The following is an 18,191-nucleotide window of genomic DNA, read 5'->3' as shown; positions in this document are numbered from 1 at the left end:
CTAACAAATGTCAAATAAAAATAAAACTAGTCGATTTAATAAAATCACTATTGGTTTAGCTTCACCAGAATCTATTCTTCAAGAATCTAGAGGTGAAATCCTAAAACCAGAAACGATTAACTATCGTACACACAAACCAGAAAGAGATGGTTTATTCTGCGAGAAAATCTTTGGTCCTATTAAGGATTATGAGTGTGCTTGTGGAAAATACAAACGTATCCGTTATAAAGGGATCGTATGTGACCGTTGTGGGGTAGAAGTGACAGAGAAAAAAGTAAGACGTGAGCGTATTGGGCATATCAATTTGGTAGTTCCTATTGCACACATCTGGTATTTCCGTTCTTTACCTAACAAAATCGGTTACCTTCTAGGGATTCCTTCTAAGAAATTAGACATGATTATCTACTACGAAAGATATGTAGTAATCCAGCAAGGTATCGCTAAGAAAGCAGACGGTTCTGATTTCGATGATAAAGAATTCTTAACAGAAGAAGAATATCTAGACGTATTAGAAACTCTTCCTATCGAAAATCAATATCTTGATGATGCTGACCCTAACAAATTCGTTGCGAAGATGGGAGCAGAAGCTATCGAAGAATTATTGAAAAGAATCGATCTTGATGCATTGTCTTTCGACTTAAGACATAAAGCACACAACGAAGGTTCTAAGCAAAGAAGAACAGAAGCTCTTAAAAGATTAAATGTTGTAGAAGCATTAAGAGGTGCTAATACAAGAATGATCAACCGTCCAGAGTGGATGGTAATGAGAGTTTTACCAGTTATACCACCAGAATTAAGACCATTAGTTCCGTTGGATGGTGGACGTTTTGCAACTTCCGATCTTAATGATCTTTACCGTCGTGTAATCATCAGAAACAACCGTCTTAAGAGATTATTGGAGATCAAAGCTCCAGAAGTAATCTTAAGAAACGAGAAGCGTATGCTTCAAGAATCTGTAGATTCATTATTTGACAACACAAGAAAATCTTCTGCTGTTAAGTCAGAATCTAACAGACCTCTTAAGTCACTTTCAGATTCATTGAAAGGTAAGCAAGGTCGTTTCCGTCAGAACTTACTAGGTAAGCGTGTTGACTACTCTGCTCGTTCTGTAATTGTTGTAGGACCTAGTCTTCAACTACACGAGTGTGGTCTTCCAAAAGATATGGCTGCAGAGCTTTACAAACCATTTATTATTAGAAAATTAATAGAAAGAGGTATTGTAAAAACTGTAAAATCAGCTAAGAGAATCATCGACAGAAAAGAACCTGTAGTATATGATATCCTAGAAGGTGTGATGAAGGGTCACCCTGTTCTATTGAACAGAGCACCTACGCTTCACAGACTAGGTATCCAGGCTTTCCAACCTAAGATGATCGAAGGTAAAGCAATCCAACTTCACCCATTGGTAACAACGGCTTTCAACGCCGATTTCGATGGTGACCAGATGGCGGTACACTTACCTTTGGGTCCAGAAGCAATTTTGGAAGCTCAATTGTTGATGTTAGGTTCACAAAATATCCTTAACCCTGCCAATGGTTCTCCAATTACGGTACCATCTCAGGATATGGTTTTGGGTCTATATTTTATGACCAAACAATTAGATTCTACAGAAACAATGAAAGTAAAAGGCGAAGGTCTTGCTTTCTATTCTCCAGAAGAAGTAGAGATCGCTTATGCAGAAGGACAAGTGTCTCTTAATGCAAAAGTAAGATGTCGTCTTCCCGTTAAAGAAGATGGAGAATTGGTAACAAGATTAATCCCTACGACTGTTGGTAGAATTTTGTTTAACCAAATTGTTCCTAAACAAGTAGGATATATCGATGAATTATTGACTAAGAAATCTCTTAGAAATGTTATCGGTAAGATCTTAGATGATACGGATTTCCCTACAACGGTTAAGTTCTTGGATGATATGAAAGACTTAGGTTATTCTAACGCATTCAAAGGAGGATTATCGTTCTCACTAGGAGATATCGTAGTTCCTGTAGAGAAGAAAACAATGATTGCTACGGCAATTGAGTCTGTTGACGAAATTAAGGCTAACTATAACATGGGTCTTATTACAGATACAGAACGTTATAATCAGGTAATTGACGTTTGGACTAATACCAACGCAGGATTAACTGAAATGATCATGAGCAGAATGAAAACCGACCAAGGTGGTTTCAACTCTGTATACATGATGCTTGATTCTGGTGCAAGGGGTTCTAAGGAGCAGATTCGTCAGTTATCAGGTATGAGAGGATTGATGGCAAAACCACAAAAAGCAGGTTCTGTAGGTGCTGAGATTATCGAAAACCCAATTATCGCAAACTTTAAAGAAGGTCTTTCGATTTTGGAGTACTTTATCTCAACCCACGGTGCTCGTAAAGGTCTTGCGGATACCGCTCTTAAGACTGCCGATGCAGGTTACTTAACACGTCGTTTGGTAGATGTTGCTCAGGACGTTATCGTTACACAAGAAGATTGTGGTACATTAAGAGGTACAGAAATTACAGCTCTTAAGAAAAATGATGATATCGTAGAGAGAATTTCAGAAAGAGTATTAGGTAGAGTTTCTTTACATAATATTTATGATCCAGAGACAGATGAGTTAATTGCTAACGCAGATGACTTGGTAGATGAAGTGATTGCTAAGAAAATCGAAGCTGCAGGTATCGAGGCCGTAGAAGTACGTTCTCCATTAACTTGTGAGGCTAAGAAAGGTATCTGTGCTAAGTGTTACGGACGTAATTTGGCAACAGGTAAAGGCATCCATATGGGAGAAGCTGTTGGTGTAATTGCTGCACAATCTATTGGTGAGCCAGGTACTCAGTTAACATTGAGAACTTTCCACCAAGGGGGTACTGCAGGTAACATCTCAGAAAATCCATCTATCGTAGCTAAGAGAGACGGTATTGTAGAAATGGACGAAATCAGAACTATTAAGTCTGAAGACGAAAATGGTAACACTGCAGACATCGTTGTATCTCGTTCTACAGAATTCCGTTTGGTAATGGATAATGAAGCACGTACACCTATCATGGTGGCTAACGTACCTTATGGTTCATCATTATTCGTGAAGCCAGGAGACAAAGTAAGCAAAGGTGATATGATCGCGAAATGGGATCCATATAACGCCGTAATTATTGCAGAAACTTCTGGTAAAGTAGAGTACGAAGATATTATCCAAGGTATTTCATTCCAATTAGAGATTGATGAGCAGACAGGTTTCGAAGAGAAAGTAATCTCTGAATCTAGAAACAAAAAAGCTGTACCAACACTTAAAGTGGTTGACTCTAAAGGTATCGAGCAAAAAGCATATAACTTACCAGTTGGTGCCCACCTTATGGTTAACGACGGAGAAAAAATTAAGGCTGGTAAAGTCTTGGTTAAAATCCCTAGAAAATCTGCTAAGGCAGGGGATATCACCGGTGGTCTACCGAGAGTTACAGAATTGTTCGAAGCTCGTAACCCTTCCAACCCGGCAGTTGTTACAGAGATCGACGGTGTAGTATCTTACGGTAAGATCAAGAGAGGTAACAGAGAATTAGTTGTAGAAGCTAAAACTGGTGAAATCAAGAAATATTTGGTTAAATTATCTAACCAGATCTTGGTACAGGAAAATGACTTCGTAACAGCAGGTTCACCATTATCAGATGGATCAGTTACGCCAGACGATATCCTTCACATCAAAGGACCAACTGCAGTACAAGAATACCTTGTTAATGAGATCCAAGAGGTTTACCGTCTACAAGGGGTGAAAATTGATGACAAACACTTCGAGATTATCGTTCGTCAGATGATGACCAAAGTTTCGATTGTGGATGGCGGAGATACACAATTCTTGGAAGGAGCACTAGAACACAAGTATGATTTCTTAGAAGAGAACAACCGTGTATTCGGTCTTAAAGTAGTAGTTGACGCTGGAGATTCTAAAGAATTGAAAGCAGGTCAGATGATTACTGCAAGAGAACTTCGTGACGAGAACTCTAAGCTAAAACGTGAAGATCAAGCTTTAGTACAAGTAAGAGAAGCACTTCCAGCAACAGCAACGCCAGTATTACAAGGTATTACAAGAGCAGCGTTACAGACTAAGTCATTTATGTCTGCAGCATCGTTCCAGGAAACTACCAAAGTACTTAACGAAGCAGCTGTATCAGGTAAGATAGACTTCTTGAGCGGACTGAAAGAAAATGTAATTGTAGGACACAGAATCCCTGCAGGTACAGGACTTAAAGAGTATCAGAATGTTATCGTAGGTTCTAAAAAAGAATTCGAAGATATTAACTAAAATAAGATGATAGAGGTTAGATTTAAGATATTAGATTTGTATATTTGCAATGAAAGTTATCTAAAATCTAACTTCTAAAATCAAACATCTAAAAAATAAAATTTTAAAATGGACAACAATCAAAACCAAGATCCAAACAACATCAACATCAACCTTAACGAGATGATCGCTGCAGGAGTATACTGTAACCTAGCTTTGGTTAACCATTCTCCTTCAGAATTTGTAGTAGATTTCATCCAGTTAATGCCAGGTGTACAACAAGCTAACGTGCGTTCTAGAGTAATTCTTGCGCCACTTCACGCTAAGAGAGTACTTACTGCATTACAACAGAATGTTGCTAACTATGAGCAGCAATTCGGAGAGATCAAAGAAGTAGAGCCTTTCGTATTAGGAGGTAACAACGTACAAGCTTAAGATTTTTCTTAACAACATATTAATCCCGATTCTATTAAGAGTCGGGATTTTTTTATTTTGGGCGCCTATATCCGTCTTCCGTTCCCGCTTTTTTTCTGCGTGAGGCAATAATTTCGCTTGCGCTTCATCATCGCCTCACGCAGAAAAAAGAGCTCCGCTCAAGCCGGGGCGCAGATGGGCGTAACAATTAACAAAACCTTACCACAATTAAGTTCTCTATATTGTAGAAGAGCTATAATTTTGCAATCGTAAAAAGTAAATCTTTAAAACAATGAAAAAGTTCTTCGTCATTCTGCAGCTATCTTTATTCAGTTGGAGCTATGCGCAAGCAGACACCGCACAGGTTGTGGTTCCTAATCGGGTTAATACCGCCGTAGATTTCAATGATAAGCCTTACGTTATCATGATTTCTGCCGATGGATTTCGATACGACTATGCCAATAAATATAACGCCGAAAATCTTAACCGATTATCCACAGAAGGCGTAAGAGCAGATTATATGACGCCCAGTTATCCATCGATTACATTCCCCAACCATTATACATTGGTAACAGGATTATATCCGTCGCATCATGGATTGATAGACAATTTCTTCTACGATTATACTCGGAAAGAAAACTATAAGATGAACGATGATAAGATCGTGAGTGACGGCTCTTGGTACGGTGGAAAACCATTATGGAGTCTTGCCGAAGAACAAGGACTGTTGGCAGCATCTTTATTTTGGGTAAGCTCTCAGAGCGATGCTGGCAAAACCAGACCAACCTATTATTATAACTATCATGAGAAATTCAATAATGATACAAAAATTAATATTGTCCTCAATTGGTTGAAGTTACCAGAAGCACAGCGTCCACATTTTATCACGATGTATTTCCCAGAAGTAGATGGCAACGGACATCGTTACGGACCTGATACACTAGAAACCGAAAAAGCAGTAAAATCTGTAGATCAAAGCATCGGTGAGTTAGTTCAAAAAGTAAATGCTTTAGGACTAAAGAATGTTAATTTCATCTTTGTGTCAGATCATGGGATGATCAAGGTAGATAAAGAAAATGCGATGGACATCCCGGAAGTGCTTAAGGATAAAGAACGTTTCGATTATTACAACAGCCAGACTTTGCTTAGAGTAAAGGTCAAAAATCCTGATGTGATCCAGTCGGTTTATAAATCACTTAAGAAAAACCAACATGGAGATTATAAAGTTTACACCGCAGACAATCTCCCTGATAGATTGCATTATGGGAAATCGGATGATCGTTATAACAGAATTGGTGAGTTATTACTTTTACCAAAAGCGCCTAAGATTTTCTTAGAAAAAGGTAAAAAAACAAGCGTAGGAAAACATGGTTACGACCCTCGAAAAGTCCCAGAAATGCGAGCGACTTTTATGGCTTGGGGACCAGCTTTCAAACAAAATTTAGACATCAAAGCTTTTGATAACGTTAATGTTTATCCCATTGTTACTAAGATTTTAGGTTTGGATATTACATCACCTATCGATGGTACAGAGAAAGTTTCTAACAAAATCTTGAAATAGAATCTTAATCATCTTAACATAAAAAAGTCTCAACATGATGAATGCTGAGACTTTTTGTTTAATATTGTTTCTTTGTTATTTACTTATTAACACATACGACTTTAAACTCGGTTCTTCTGTTTTTTTGATGTTGAGATTCTGTGCAATTAACATCATTTTTACAGTCGTTAAGGAGCATTGTTTCGCCGTAACCTTTGGCGGTAATTCTGGTTTTATTAATGTTTTTTGAAACTAAATAATTAACGACGGCGTCAGCTCTTTCTTGTGAAAGTTTTAGATTATAAGCGTCAGAACCGCGAGAATCTGTGTGAGATGACAACTCTAGTTTTATGGTTGGATTATCAATTAAAAATTGATAGAGCTTGTCCAATTCGGTTTTTGCATCATCTCGTATGGTAGATTTATCTAGGTCATAATGGATGTTTTTTAGGTTAATAGCTTTGTTACAAACCGTTTCTTCCATGCAAACTTGAAGGTTGATAAAGAGTTTTTTCTTGCGATCGTTAGATGATGCGTTGAGGTTTTCGGTTTGAGAAAAATAATTGCCTTTTTTGCCATAGATGCTTAAGATATCGTCTTTAGAAGCCATAAAACTGAATGTTCCATCTTCGTTGGTTTTGATATTTGTAACCTCCTTGGTTGTTTCGTTTTTTAGAGTAACGGTAGAGAATTTCAATGGTTTTTGGGAGTTGCAATCTGTTACTTTTCCTTCGATAACAAAACGCTCATCTTGGTTCTCGATGTCTATTTTCATCGGAATTAATATCAACATTGTCTTCTTTTCGACTTTAGTATTGACCAAAGTAATCTCTCGGAACTTTCCTTTAACTTCATAATCGTCAGGTTTCACATTTTTAAAGGTAATTTCGCCTTTGTTATTGGTTGTTCCGTAGTAAGAACGTTGTCCTTGACTATTATAGACTGCAACTTCAGAATACGGCAATATTTCTCCTGTGTAAGCATCTTTAGCGGTAATCTGGAGTTGATACGGATGCGGTGAGTTACTCTTTTTTTTATGTTTTGGTGTGTCAGAGAATTTGTAAGTGAACCCCACAAAAGCGCCGTAAGAATGGGCTTCGTGGTTGTTGGTATTACGAAATTGACTTCCGGAGATTATATCCAGATTGTTATTGTTATTATTGGCTATAAAAGGAAAATAGGAAGAAGCAATTGACGATTGGTCATTGTCTTTAACCTTAAAATGTTCTATGAAATAAGCACCGAAATTTAACCCAAAATTATCGCTAAAGAAATAATTGAATTCTAATTGCGCTTTAGCAGAAAGTATATTTTTCGCATCATAATTATTATGATAATTTAGAATTGAAGTTTGATTAGAATTAAATGTTGAGGTTAATGACAAATCGCCACCTTTTACTGTACTTATGCCACCTCTCAATTTAAGAATTGCAGAAAAATCATCGTTGATCTGATGTTTAAAATTAGGCCCAATACCAATGAAAAGCCTTTTTATGTTATTTTCGGATAAAGAAAAATTGGTTAATCGCGTTGTCCCAAAATACAAATTGTCCGTAGGGAAAGTGCTTTTGCTAGCATTAGAAAAATAATCAATATCAGCACCTGCACCAATCCGATCCCAATAATAATCAGCAGAAATGCCAAGATTGACGCCTAATTTATAATCTATATAAGGCGTTTTGTTATCTAGAGAAGGGACGTCTAACCCGCCTTTAATACCTAGTCTAAAGCCAGAATCCTCCCAATATTGTGCATTGTAAAATGTAAAAAAGAAAATAAGTAGAGAAAATTGATAGAATTTTTTCACGAAAATAAGTTTGAAACAAATTTAACAATATTTTCTGGTTAAAGATTTTATATACAGAGACTTAATTCTCAAACTCTTCGAAAGGGATTTTTAGTTGTATAGATACTTGTTTCTTATCGTCCGTGTTAAGATTAGATAATGATAAACCGAGTAATCTTACCGCTCTGTCGTAAGGGCGTTGTTGCCATAGACTTTTGGCGGTAACATAATAATCTTCGGTAGATTGATAATAATCGTTCCTGGTAAAGCTCCTTGTGTAAAGAGAAAAATCCTTGTATTTGATTTTTAAAGTTAAAGATTTACCTAATATTTGATGTCTAGATAATCTGTTATAAAGTTCTTCGCTCAGGCTTTTTAGTTTGTCATTAATCTGTTGTTCGTCAGAAAGATCATCGGAGAAAGTCCGCTCTACAGCAACACTTTTTTGGATTCTGTTAGGTTTTACTTCACTGTTATGGATGCCTCGTACAACATTATAATAATATTGTCCTGACTTCCCGAACAGTTGTGTGAGCTGTTGCAGTGTTTTTTTCTTAAGATCTGCACCTTTATAGATAGAAAGGCTGTACATTTTATTAGCGGTAACCTTGCCTACACCATAAAATTTTTCCACGGGAAGCTCTTCTAAAAAAGGTTCTATATGTTGTGGATGTATGGTTTTTTGACCATTCGGTTTATTAATATCAGAGGCTACTTTTGCTAAAAATTTGTTGACAGAAATTCCTGCCGAAGCTGTTAATCCTGTTTCCTCAAAAATCCGTTTTCTTATTTCGCGAGCAATTTGATTCGCAGATTCTATGCCTTTTTTATTTTCGGTGACATCTAAGTAAGCTTCGTCTAAAGAAAGTGGCTCTACAAGATCGGTATAATCATAAAAGATATTTCTTATCGTCCTAGAAATCTCTTTGTACCGCTGAAATCTATGCGGGACAAAAATGAGATGCGGACATTTTTCTCTAGCTGTTTTACTTGGCATTGCGGATCTTACGCCGTATTTTCTGGCTTCATAACTTGCCGCAGAAACTACACCTCTGTGCCCACCGCCAACAGCGATAGGTTTACCTCTCAAGTCTGGATTATCCAACTGCTCTACGGACGCATAGAAAGCGTCCATATCAACATGAATAATTTTTCTTTGAGATGATGGCATTGCACAAATTTATAAATAAAAAACTCAAAGCTTTTGCCTTGAGTCTATTTTAAAAGATTATCAATCGTTTTCTGGATATCTGGATCTTCTGGGGAGATAGCATAATATTTTGCAATGCCCGATTTTTGGTTAATTACCATATATCTTGGGATCCAATTGAGGTCGATGTAATTATTGAAATCGTTTTTCCAGCCGTTAGAAAACCAATAATTTTCTTTTTCTTTCATGCTGAATCTTGCTAAACTTTTGTCAAAGCCTTCTTTGGATCGTTCTAATGACAAGAAAACGAAATTGATATTAGGATTGTTCTTTTCTAATTCTTCTGCTTTGGGCAATGCCAAAAGACAATCTCTGCACCAACTTGCCCAGAAATCAATGACCAAAACTTTGCCTTTATGTTGGTCTAGAATATTTTGAATACTTATTTTCTTGCCGTCTTTGTCTTCTAATTTTTGAGCTAATGCTGCTTTAGAAAATTCGGTTTTTAAGACGCTAGGGATTTTTTGAGAATAGCTGATGCTAAATATTCCTATAGCAAGTATGCTGATGATCTTCTTCATTGTTATATTAACTTACTGCAAATCTAAGAAATGAATTTCTATTGTTTTGTTGATAAATGATAATATTTTGATGTGGCGATTGAGTATATGTGATTGGGTTGGGTACGATTGCCTGCGCCCCAGCTTGAGCGGAGCTCTTTCTGTAATGTGAGGTGGACGCTGAGCGAAGCGAAAGTGTCCGCCTTACTTTACTTGAAAAGCGGGAGCGGAAGATGGATATAGGCGCCCAAAAATAAAAAATGCACTCAGATATGATTCTAAGTGCATTTTTATATTGATTGAAAAATAGATTAGTTATAATTCTTAACCAATCCTTTAACGATTTTTATAACGTTTGGCATCGCTTTGTTAGCGGCATTAAGAACTTCTTCGTGAGAAACTGCAAAAGCAATCTCTGGGCCACCAAGATCGGTAATAATAGAGATACAGAAACAATCCATACCCATATGCTTAGCCACGATCACTTCTGGCACAGTGCTCATCCCAACGGCATCACCACCGATAAATCTTACTAAACCGTACTCTGATGGTGTCTCAAAAGTAGGACCTTGCAAACCAACATATACACCTTCGTGAACTAAAATGTTACTTTCTGAAGCAACATCTTTAGCCGTTTGTAACATCGTTCTGTTATAAGGTTCGCTCATATCAACGAAACGTGGACCTAACTCGTCTATGTTTTTGCCTCTCAACGGATGCTCAGGCATCATGTTGATATGGTCTTTTACAAGCATGATATCACCAACGCTGAAGTTAGGATTAACACCTCCAGATGCATTAGATAAAAGTAAATTTTTAATTCCTAATAAATGAAATACTCGGAAAGGGAACGTAACAGTTTCCATCGGATAACCTTCGTAATAATGAAAACGTCCGCTCATCATTAATACTTTTTTGCCTTCTAGGATACCATAGATTAACTTGCCTCCGTGACCAACAACGGTAACTTCTGGGAAATTAGGGATGTCGCCATATTCGATGGTGCGGATAGGTTGCAATTCGTCTTGTAATTTTCCTAGCCCAGACCCTAAAACAATAGCAAAATCAGGCGTATCCTGAATGATATTTTTGATAAACGCTGCGGTCTCTTTAATTTTTTCTAACATAATCGATAATGATTTGGTTGAATTCTTCTTGTTTGTCTATTTCTACATTTATAGGCCAATAATAAACTTTTTCTCGTAGATAATCAAAAGTCTTAAGGCGTACATAATCTTTCTCTGTGGTTAGGATGAGTTTATATTCTCCTAATTTTTTATATTCAGCTACAATTTTTTTGATGTCGTCATCGGTAAAATTGTGATGGTCTTTATATTTAAGATGTTTAATTTTCTTGGTGTATTTTCCGACTTCTTTTAGGATTTGTGTCGGATTAGCAATACCAGTTATCAGTAGAACATCATAATAGTCCAAATTTTTAACGGGCATATATTTGTCCAGACTCATAATGTTTTCGTCATAGGCAATTGCTGAGAAAAAAACTTTTTGGTAATGTTGAGGTCTTATTCTGGAGATGTAATATTGCTTTTTCTCTTCTGTAAGGTCATCAGGACACTTAGTAACCATAATGATGTCGGCTCTTTTGGCACCTCTTCTGCTTTCTCGTAAGTCACCTGCTGGGAGAATATAATCTTTAAAATAAGGGTCATTATAATCTGTCAACAGAAGATTAAGTCCTGGTTTTATAGCGCGGTGTTGATAGCTGTCATCCAAAACCAAGGCATTAAGATCCATGTCTTCTATCAGCTTTTTGGCTCCGAAAACACGGTCTTCACAGACACCAATAACGAAACGATTTTTGAATCTTTCGAAGAGTTGCATAGGCTCATCACCAACTACTTTATAATTGCTATCATAGTTAACAACGCCATAACCTTTGGTTACTCTGCCATAACCTCTTGATAATACGCCTGTACGGTAATATTTTGATAAAAAATCAGCCAGATACATGACCATAGGAGATTTTCCGCTACCGCCAACAGACAAGTTACCCACACCAATGATGGAGGTTTTAAATTGTTTTGAAGAAAAAATTCCCCAGTCATACATTCGGTTTCTAATGGAAGTTCCTAAATGATAACCTAAGGAAAAAGGGTAGAGATACCATCTTTTCATAGCCGACAAAAATACAATATTTAAAATTTTTTATCAAGGTTTAATTTAATAAAAATGTTAATTTATGGCTTCATGTGATGTTTTTAATAAAAAGTTATGGTGTTGGTTTTAGTAAAAAATGCAAGTTTTGGCTGATTATTTCTTTTTAATAATTACAAAATAGCTTCCTGATAAGCATTAAAAGTTGATTAACTCTCATTTTTCGTTCAACATCATTATATTTGCATCTATAAAATAGAACTATGGTATTATCTATGACGGGATTCGGACGCGCAGAAGCGGTGTACGAAGGCAAGAAAATTTCTGTTGATATAAAATCGCTTAACAGCAAGACTTTTGACCTTAACATCAAAACTCCGATGCGTTACAGAGAAAAAGAATACGATATCCGTAAGATTTTGAATGATAAATTATTGCGTGGTAAAGTTGATTGTTATGTTAATTGCGAGAATCTTGACGATAATAATGACATCAACATCAATCAAGAGATTGTAAAAAATTATATCAATCAACTTAGAGAGATCTCTCCAAGTTCTGACGAGATAGAATATCTTAAAATGGCTGTGCGTATGCCAGAAGCCATCACCAATAAAAGTGCAGATATCGAAGATGCAGAATGGAAGTTTCTATTCTCAGTGGTTAATGAGGCCGTTGTAAAGTTTTTAGAATTTAGAAAAACTGAAGGTCAAAACTTACAAATAGAACTAGATAAAAATATCAAAAGTATTGAGGCTAAGTTAACTGAAGTTCCTCAATATGAAGAAGAAAGAATAACAGTAATCAAAGAACGTTATCAAAATACACTGAAGGAATTCGATAATCTGGATGAGACGCGTTTTTACCAAGAAATGGCATATTACACAGAGAAGCTGGATGTTTCTGAAGAAAAAGTAAGACTAGCGCAACATCTCAAATATTATCAGGAAGTTATGGTCAAAGAAGATTTTAACGGAAAGAAATTAGGCTTTATTTCTCAAGAAATGGGTCGTGAGATTAATACTTTAGGATCAAAAGCTAATCATGCAGCGATTCAAAAATTAGTAGTCGAAATGAAAGACGACTTAGAAAAGATTAAAGAACAAACTCTTAACGTCCTGTAATCGTCTTTAAATTTCTAAAATCTAAAATCCAACTTCTAATCTCTTATCTAACTTCTATCAATAATGAACAAAGTCATCATATTTTCTGCGCCATCAGGCAGTGGCAAAACAACTTTAGTTAAGCATAGCTTGGGACAATTTTCTGAGTTACAATTTTCGATTTCTGCAACAACAAGAAGTCCGCGAGGCGAGGAAAAACACGGCGAAGATTATTATTTCTTAACGCCGGATGAGTTTCGGGATAGGATTTCAAAAGAACATTTTGTAGAATTTGAAGAAGTCTACACCGACAAATTTTATGGTACTTTAAAAGAAGAAATAGAAAGAATCTGGAAAAGTAATAAAATTGTAATCTTTGATGTGGATGTCAAAGGAGGCGTTGCTCTTAAGAAGATATTTGGTGAGCAGGCATTATCTATTTTTATTGCGCCACCTAATATAGAAGAGTTGGAGAGACGATTAATCTCGCGCGCAACAGATTCAGCAGAAACTATAAAAACCCGTGTAGAAAAAGCGGAAGAAGAAATGGCTTTTCAGAGTCAATTCGACAAAATAGTAATTAATGACGATTTAGATATTGCTAAACAAAATTTGGAAAGCATTTTGCAATCATTCATTAATTCTTAATTTAAGGAGATAAAAAGGATATGGAACAAACATTAGAAAAAGCAACGTCTAACCTTCCGGTAAGAGGGTTTTTGGACATTAAAGATATAGCAATTCCGCAAGGCGAAGATTTGGTAAAAGCCATTCTTAAGCTTAAAGAAGAAAAAAATGCGGTAATTTTAGCACATTACTATCAGCCAGGAGAGATCCAGGATATCGCAGATTTCTTGGGAGATTCTTTGCAATTGGCACGTCAGGCAAAAGATACAGATGCAGATATGATTGTATTTTGTGGCGTTCATTTTATGGCAGAAGCTGCTAAAATCCTTAACCCTACCAAGAAAGTTGTGTTGCCAGATACATTGGCTGGATGCTCATTGGCAGACGGATGCAGTGGAGAAGGACTTAGAAAGATGAGAGCAGAACATCCCAATGCTTTAATTGCGACTTACATCAATTGTAATGCTGAAACTAAAGCAGAAAGTGATATCATCGTAACCAGCTCTAATGCCGAAACTATTATAGAAGCTTTGCCAACCGATCGACCAATTATCTTCGCGCCAGACAAAAATTTGGGTAGATATTTATCTCAGAAAACAGGAAGAGATATGATTTTGTGGGATGGTAGTTGCATCGTTCACGAGGCGTTTTCTATGGAGCGTATCGCACAGCAATTGGTAGATCATCCAGAAGCCAAACTTATTGCGCATCCAGAAAGCGAAGAATCTGTGCTTAAGCTAGCGCATTTTATTGGCTCTACATCGGCTTTGCTTGACTATGTTGAGACAAGTGATGCACAACAATTTATCATTGCGACAGAAGAAGGTATTTTGCATGAGATGAAGAAGCGCGCTCCGCATAAAGAATTGATTCCTGCTTTGGTATTTGACGAAAGTTGCAATTGCAGTGAGTGCTTTTACATGAAGCGTAATACGATGGAGAAACTTTATCTATGCATGAAGTATGAGTTGCCGGAGATCTTAATCGATGAAGAACTTCGCCTAAAAGCTTTGAAGCCCATCGAAGCCATGTTAGACTTATCCAAAAGCATCAAGTAATCTTTGGGCAATCCCGCGCCATGACTTTCCTAAGTTAGCGGTCGGGCTATCCGCTGTATCTTGGAGTGCTTCGCTCGGACGACTCCGCTTACGCTCCGTCGCCTCGCTCCGCTCCCAAGGATGCCGCTTCTATCCCTATTGCAGATGGAGGTTACTCAAGAAAATAAAAAATAATTAGAAAAGTTTTGTCTTAATATTGACAAAACTTTTTTAGTTTTAGAAATAGAAAAATCAAAATTAAAAATCCAAAATAATGACATCCAAAATAATTTTAGAAAACGTAAAAATATACGCTTACCATGGCGTCCTTCCCGAAGAAACAAAAATCGGAACTTATTATATCGTCAATGTAGAATTACATGCTGATCTAGAGAAAGCAACTGAGTCAGATGATTTGACAGACACGATTAATTATGCTGAGGTTAATGCAATTATTCATGAAGAAATGGCAATTCCGTCGCAGTTGTTGGAGCATGTTATTGGTAGAATAATTATTAGGCTAGAAGAACAATTTCCACAATTGACAAACATCAAAATAAAACTTACCAAAACTCGTCCACCAATGCAGGGCGAAATGTATGGCGTAAGCATAGAAATAGAAAAAGTACTAAATAACTAAAACTTGTAAATGAAAAAAAATCACCAACTTGTTGACGTTCATCAAGCAGAAAAAATATTAAGATTTTTCAATTTTATTATAGACTTTACATTAACTTATATTATGGTTATTTTGTTTTATAGTTTTAGCGTATTTATTTATTCCATAGTTAAAGGAGGAGATTATATAGCTAATGCAGAATCTTTCGGAGAGATTAATCCTCTTTTAGACAGGCTTATCACTGCGGTGATGTTTGCTTTGATTATGTTTTTTGTGGAGAAAATTACAAAAGGAAGAAGTCTTGGCAAATTTATTACTGGCACCAAAGTTATTATGGTTGATGGTAGAATACCGACTAATGATGATTTGTTAAAAAGGAATTTCTCTAGGGTTATTCCGTTTGATGTTTTTTCTTTTATTGGACGTATTGGCTGGCATGATAAGTGGAGTGATACACGCGTTGTCAATTGGAAAAAATATGAAGAAGCTCTAAGACGAGAAACAGAATTAGACCAATTAGGAAATAAAGAAGAAGCTAATTTCTAGAGATTAAAAAAATAGAAGCAAAGTTCTATTCACTTATTATACTTTAAAGTCGCCAATTTATTTGCGACTTTTTTATGATTTATGCTTTAAAATGTTAACAAAGTCTTCATCCTTTTGGAATACCTTTTGATGGGAATTAAATAATCAAAATACAAAAACTTAAGATGAAACAATATATTACCGTTGGGATTGCAGCATTAGGGCTTATTATTGCGGCTGCTTTTTTAGGAAATGCTATAAAAAATAGAAATAAAACTAACAATACGATTTCGGTGACTGGATTAGGCGCTAAGAAATTTACCTCAGATCTAATTACTTGGTCGGGAAGTTTTTCTAAAAATAATACAGATCTTAAATCTGCTTATGATCAATTGGCTAATGATAGAAATGTCATTTCAGGCTATCTAAAATCAAAAGGAATTAAAGATAATGAAATGGTTTTTTCTGCCGTAGATATTCAGAAGAATTTTAGAAGCTATACCGATTCTAATGGTAATTATGTGCAAGGTGAGTTTTCTGGTTATAACTTAACACAAACTGTAAGCATAGAATCCAAAGAAGTTGCAAAAGTTGAAAACATTTCTAGAAATATTACCGAGATTATCAATCGTGGTATTGAGTTTACATCTTCTACGCCACAATATTTTTACACAAAACTAGCTGAGGTTAAGCAACAGATGATTGCAGATGCGACAAAAGATGCTAAGGAGCGTGCTCAGAAAATTGCAGATAATGCAGGGAGCAGCTTAGGGAACCTTAAGAAGGCAAGCATGGGTGTGATTCAGATTACGGCGCCTAATTCTGGTGAAGATTACTCTTGGGGTGGTGCTTTCAATACGTCTTCTAAAGAGAAAGAAGCGAGTATTACCATTAAGTTAGATTATCAAGTTGATTAATGGTTTAGCGTTTTAACCACTTTAAGCTTTAGTTTTGCTGTCCATTACGATTGTAACAGGGCCGTCGTTAATGAGCGAAACTTTCATATCTGCGCCAAAGATTCCACTTTCAATTTTTAGTCCTGATTTTTTTAGTTCATCTTTAAAATAATCGAATAACGGAATGGCTTTGTCGGGTTTTGCAGCTTTGATAAAAGATGGTCGATTTCCCTTTTTGTAATCGGCAATTAAAGTGAATTGGCTAATGCAAAGTATTTCTCCGTTAATATCTTTGATAGAAAGATTGAGTTTATCATTCTCATCACCGAAAATTCTAAGGTCAAGTATTTTTTTTACAAGCCAGTTAGCATCTTCCGTTTCGTCCGTTTCGTCAATACCAATCAGAAGCATGTATCCTTTTTGGATTTGACCAACAATAATGTTGTCTACTTTTACACAAGATTCTGATACACGTTGTATAACTACTTTCATAATTAATAATATATAGAGATGGTCCCTGCAGCAGGGTCGAAAGAATAAGGATAAGTTTTAGGAGGGACAGAGGTTTTTTCTTTGCCATCAACTTTTAAGGGTTGTCCTGTAAGTAGCATCCATTCTGCGCCATCTTTAGGACAGTAGATTTTGGTCTCGCTTTTTACTTCCAAAGTTGTGTTGTTATCTGGGCAAATATGAGGTGCGTTACGATCATAAACTTTAAAACCAGAAGACGTTCTCACAATGATTAATCCTCTTGTGCCTGAGCCAACCTCGTTAACATAAACCCAGCCGCCATCATATTGTAATTTCTGATAGAGAGGCAAGCTAATGTTAACCAGTACATTAATCTGAACTCTTGGGAAGCAACTTACAGTATCTGCTCTCTCACTACAGTTGTTAAATATTAATTGACTGAAAATCAGAAAAATAAAAGCGGTGATAAATCTTGAAGTTCTTTTCATATCAAAATAAAATTTATATATTTGTAGAACGAATCAACAAACAAAAATAATATCCGGCAAAGGTCGGATAATTTTTTTATACCAACGTTAAAAATTATTGACATGAATTACGTAACTAAAGAAGGTTTGGATAAAATGAAGTCTGAGTTAGAACAGCTGGAGACTATTGAAAGACCAAAAGTAACACAACAGATTGCTGAAGCACGTGATAAAGGAGATTTATCAGAAAATGCTGAGTATGATGCTGCTAAAGAGGCTCAAGGTCTTTTAGAAATGCGTATTTCCAAATTAAAAGATATTGTATCGACTTCCAAAATCATAGACGAGAGCCAGTTAGATACTTCTAAGGTTTCTATACTTACTACAGTTAGATTAAAAAATAACGGGACTAATGCAGAGCAAAAATTCACATTAGTGCCTGATAACGAAAGCGATCTTAAGGCTGGTAAAATATCAGTGAATACGCCTATAGCAAAAGGGTTACTAGGTAAAGTAGTGGGAGATATGGCAGATATTACATTGCCTAATGGTAATAAGCTTTCTTTTGAAGTTTTAGAAATTTCTTTATAAATTTGCATTATTAATTCTATTGGTGTAATTTTTGCATTAGT

General features: G+C 36.1%; 17 protein-coding genes. 10 read left to right on the top strand and 7 right to left on the bottom strand.

All coding sequences use genetic code 11. The features are described 5' to 3' along the window. Nucleotides 1-7 precede the first annotated feature (7 nt). The 3 genes from rpoC to ACQQ6V_RS09385 all read left to right on the top strand — a co-directional run bounded on the left by rpoC (nucleotide 8) and on the right by ACQQ6V_RS09385 (nucleotide 6,227). Complete coding sequence (rpoC, locus tag ACQQ6V_RS09395; protein WP_448845261.1) at nucleotides 8-4,273, top strand: DNA-directed RNA polymerase subunit beta'; 4,266 nt, start codon at nucleotides 8-10, stop codon at nucleotides 4,271-4,273. Nucleotides 4,274-4,381: 108 nt separating this feature from the next. After that, nucleotides 4,382-4,687, top strand: coding sequence for a DUF3467 domain-containing protein (locus tag ACQQ6V_RS09390; RefSeq protein ID WP_448845260.1), 306 nt, complete (start codon nucleotides 4,382-4,384; stop codon nucleotides 4,685-4,687). A gap of 271 nt (nucleotides 4,688-4,958) precedes the next feature. Further along, nucleotides 4,959-6,227 (top strand): alkaline phosphatase family protein, encoded by a 1,269-nt coding sequence (locus ACQQ6V_RS09385; RefSeq protein WP_448845259.1) that lies wholly within the window; start codon nucleotides 4,959-4,961, stop codon nucleotides 6,225-6,227. Between the two features lie 79 nt (nucleotides 6,228-6,306). Here the strand turns inward: ACQQ6V_RS09385 and ACQQ6V_RS09380 are convergent, their stop codons facing one another. The 5 genes from ACQQ6V_RS09380 to lpxK form a co-directional block, all read right to left on the bottom strand. Beyond that, entirely contained in the window at nucleotides 6,307-8,013 is a 1,707-nt protein-coding gene (locus ACQQ6V_RS09380; protein ID WP_448845258.1) for an OmpA family protein, read from the bottom strand. Between the two features lie 61 nt (nucleotides 8,014-8,074). Further along, entirely contained in the window at nucleotides 8,075-9,163 is a 1,089-nt protein-coding gene (gene dinB, locus ACQQ6V_RS09375; RefSeq protein WP_448845257.1) for a DNA polymerase IV, read from the bottom strand. 44 nt (nucleotides 9,164-9,207) lie between these two features. Beyond that, on the bottom strand, nucleotides 9,208-9,723 hold the full coding sequence (locus ACQQ6V_RS09370) for a TlpA family protein disulfide reductase (protein ID WP_448845256.1): 516 nt from the start codon (nucleotides 9,721-9,723) through the stop codon (nucleotides 9,208-9,210). A 290-nt stretch (nucleotides 9,724-10,013) separates the two neighbouring features. Next, entirely contained in the window at nucleotides 10,014-10,829 is an 816-nt protein-coding gene (locus ACQQ6V_RS09365; RefSeq protein ID WP_448845255.1) for a purine-nucleoside phosphorylase, read from the bottom strand. Beyond that, a complete protein-coding gene (gene lpxK, locus ACQQ6V_RS09360) occupies nucleotides 10,813-11,838 on the bottom strand; it encodes a tetraacyldisaccharide 4'-kinase (protein WP_448845254.1) in 1,026 nt (341 codons plus the stop codon). Before lpxK ends, ACQQ6V_RS09365 begins: the two co-directional genes overlap by 17 nt. A 242-nt stretch (nucleotides 11,839-12,080) precedes the next feature. On the opposite strand from lpxK, the gene ACQQ6V_RS09355 reads away from it, so the two are divergent. From ACQQ6V_RS09355 to ACQQ6V_RS09330, 6 genes are all read left to right on the top strand, one after another. Continuing rightward, a complete protein-coding gene (locus tag ACQQ6V_RS09355) occupies nucleotides 12,081-12,938 on the top strand; it encodes a YicC/YloC family endoribonuclease (protein WP_448845253.1) in 858 nt (285 codons plus the stop codon). A gap of 63 nt (nucleotides 12,939-13,001) precedes the next feature. After that, nucleotides 13,002-13,565 (top strand): guanylate kinase, encoded by a 564-nt coding sequence (gene gmk / locus ACQQ6V_RS09350; RefSeq protein ID WP_448845252.1) that lies wholly within the window; start codon nucleotides 13,002-13,004, stop codon nucleotides 13,563-13,565. Between the two features lie 20 nt (nucleotides 13,566-13,585). Next, nucleotides 13,586-14,602: a quinolinate synthase NadA gene (gene nadA, locus ACQQ6V_RS09345; RefSeq protein ID WP_448845251.1), complete on the top strand. Its 1,017-nt coding sequence runs from the start codon at nucleotides 13,586-13,588 to the stop codon at nucleotides 14,600-14,602. A gap of 253 nt (nucleotides 14,603-14,855) precedes the next feature. Further along, complete coding sequence (folB, locus tag ACQQ6V_RS09340) at nucleotides 14,856-15,221, top strand: dihydroneopterin aldolase (protein WP_448845250.1); 366 nt, start codon at nucleotides 14,856-14,858, stop codon at nucleotides 15,219-15,221. Between the two features lie 9 nt (nucleotides 15,222-15,230). Further along, nucleotides 15,231-15,746 (top strand): RDD family protein, encoded by a 516-nt coding sequence (locus tag ACQQ6V_RS09335; protein WP_448845249.1) that lies wholly within the window; start codon nucleotides 15,231-15,233, stop codon nucleotides 15,744-15,746. Between the two features lie 164 nt (nucleotides 15,747-15,910). Further along, nucleotides 15,911-16,642 carry an SIMPL domain-containing protein gene (locus tag ACQQ6V_RS09330; RefSeq protein ID WP_448845248.1) on the top strand — a complete coding sequence of 244 codons (732 nt, stop codon included), beginning with the start codon at nucleotides 15,911-15,913 and terminating at the stop codon, nucleotides 16,640-16,642. A 21-nt stretch (nucleotides 16,643-16,663) separates the two neighbouring features. Here ACQQ6V_RS09330 and dtd read toward each other — a convergent pair whose 3' ends face one another. Beyond that, on the bottom strand, nucleotides 16,664-17,113 hold the full coding sequence (dtd, locus tag ACQQ6V_RS09325) for a D-aminoacyl-tRNA deacylase (RefSeq protein WP_448845247.1): 450 nt from the start codon (nucleotides 17,111-17,113) through the stop codon (nucleotides 16,664-16,666). A 2-nt stretch (nucleotides 17,114-17,115) separates the two neighbouring features. Then, a complete protein-coding gene (locus ACQQ6V_RS09320) occupies nucleotides 17,116-17,580 on the bottom strand; it encodes a hypothetical protein (protein ID WP_448845246.1) in 465 nt (154 codons plus the stop codon). 102 nt (nucleotides 17,581-17,682) lie between these two features. On the opposite strand from ACQQ6V_RS09320, the gene greA reads away from it, so the two are divergent. After that, on the top strand, nucleotides 17,683-18,150 hold the full coding sequence (greA, locus tag ACQQ6V_RS09315; protein ID WP_448845245.1) for a transcription elongation factor GreA: 468 nt from the start codon (nucleotides 17,683-17,685) through the stop codon (nucleotides 18,148-18,150). Nucleotides 18,151-18,191 lie beyond the last annotated feature (41 nt).

It is taken from the genome of Chryseobacterium electrogenes, assembly GCF_053553015.1.
This window is presented reverse-complemented; position numbering and strand designations above follow the sequence as displayed.

Bases quoted from the DNA above. Each gene is read 5' to 3' on its own strand.
- ACQQ6V_RS09335 (WP_448845249.1), top strand. From the start codon at position 15,231: ATGAAAAAAAATCACCAACTTGTTGACGTTCATCAAGCAGAAAAAATA.
- ACQQ6V_RS09320 (WP_448845246.1), bottom strand. From the start codon at position 17,580: ATGAAAAGAACTTCAAGATTTATCACCGCTTTTATTTTTCTGATTTTC.
- ACQQ6V_RS09355 (WP_448845253.1), top strand. From the start codon at position 12,081: ATGGTATTATCTATGACGGGATTCGGACGCGCAGAAGCGGTGTACGAA.
- ACQQ6V_RS09385 (WP_448845259.1), top strand. From the start codon at position 4,959: ATGAAAAAGTTCTTCGTCATTCTGCAGCTATCTTTATTCAGTTGGAGC.
- ACQQ6V_RS09390 (WP_448845260.1), top strand. From the start codon at position 4,382: ATGGACAACAATCAAAACCAAGATCCAAACAACATCAACATCAACCTT.
- ACQQ6V_RS09330 (WP_448845248.1), top strand. From the start codon at position 15,911: ATGAAACAATATATTACCGTTGGGATTGCAGCATTAGGGCTTATTATT.
- folB (WP_448845250.1), top strand. From the start codon at position 14,856: ATGACATCCAAAATAATTTTAGAAAACGTAAAAATATACGCTTACCAT.
- lpxK (WP_448845254.1), bottom strand. From the start codon at position 11,838: ATGAAAAGATGGTATCTCTACCCTTTTTCCTTAGGTTATCATTTAGGA.
- dtd (WP_448845247.1), bottom strand. From the start codon at position 17,113: ATGAAAGTAGTTATACAACGTGTATCAGAATCTTGTGTAAAAGTAGAC.
- ACQQ6V_RS09365 (WP_448845255.1), bottom strand. From the start codon at position 10,829: ATGTTAGAAAAAATTAAAGAGACCGCAGCGTTTATCAAAAATATCATT.
- rpoC (WP_448845261.1), top strand. From the start codon at position 8: ATGTCAAATAAAAATAAAACTAGTCGATTTAATAAAATCACTATTGGT.
- ACQQ6V_RS09370 (WP_448845256.1), bottom strand. From the start codon at position 9,723: ATGAAGAAGATCATCAGCATACTTGCTATAGGAATATTTAGCATCAGC.
- gmk (WP_448845252.1), top strand. From the start codon at position 13,002: ATGAACAAAGTCATCATATTTTCTGCGCCATCAGGCAGTGGCAAAACA.
- nadA (WP_448845251.1), top strand. From the start codon at position 13,586: ATGGAACAAACATTAGAAAAAGCAACGTCTAACCTTCCGGTAAGAGGG.
- greA (WP_448845245.1), top strand. From the start codon at position 17,683: ATGAATTACGTAACTAAAGAAGGTTTGGATAAAATGAAGTCTGAGTTA.
- dinB (WP_448845257.1), bottom strand. From the start codon at position 9,163: ATGCCATCATCTCAAAGAAAAATTATTCATGTTGATATGGACGCTTTC.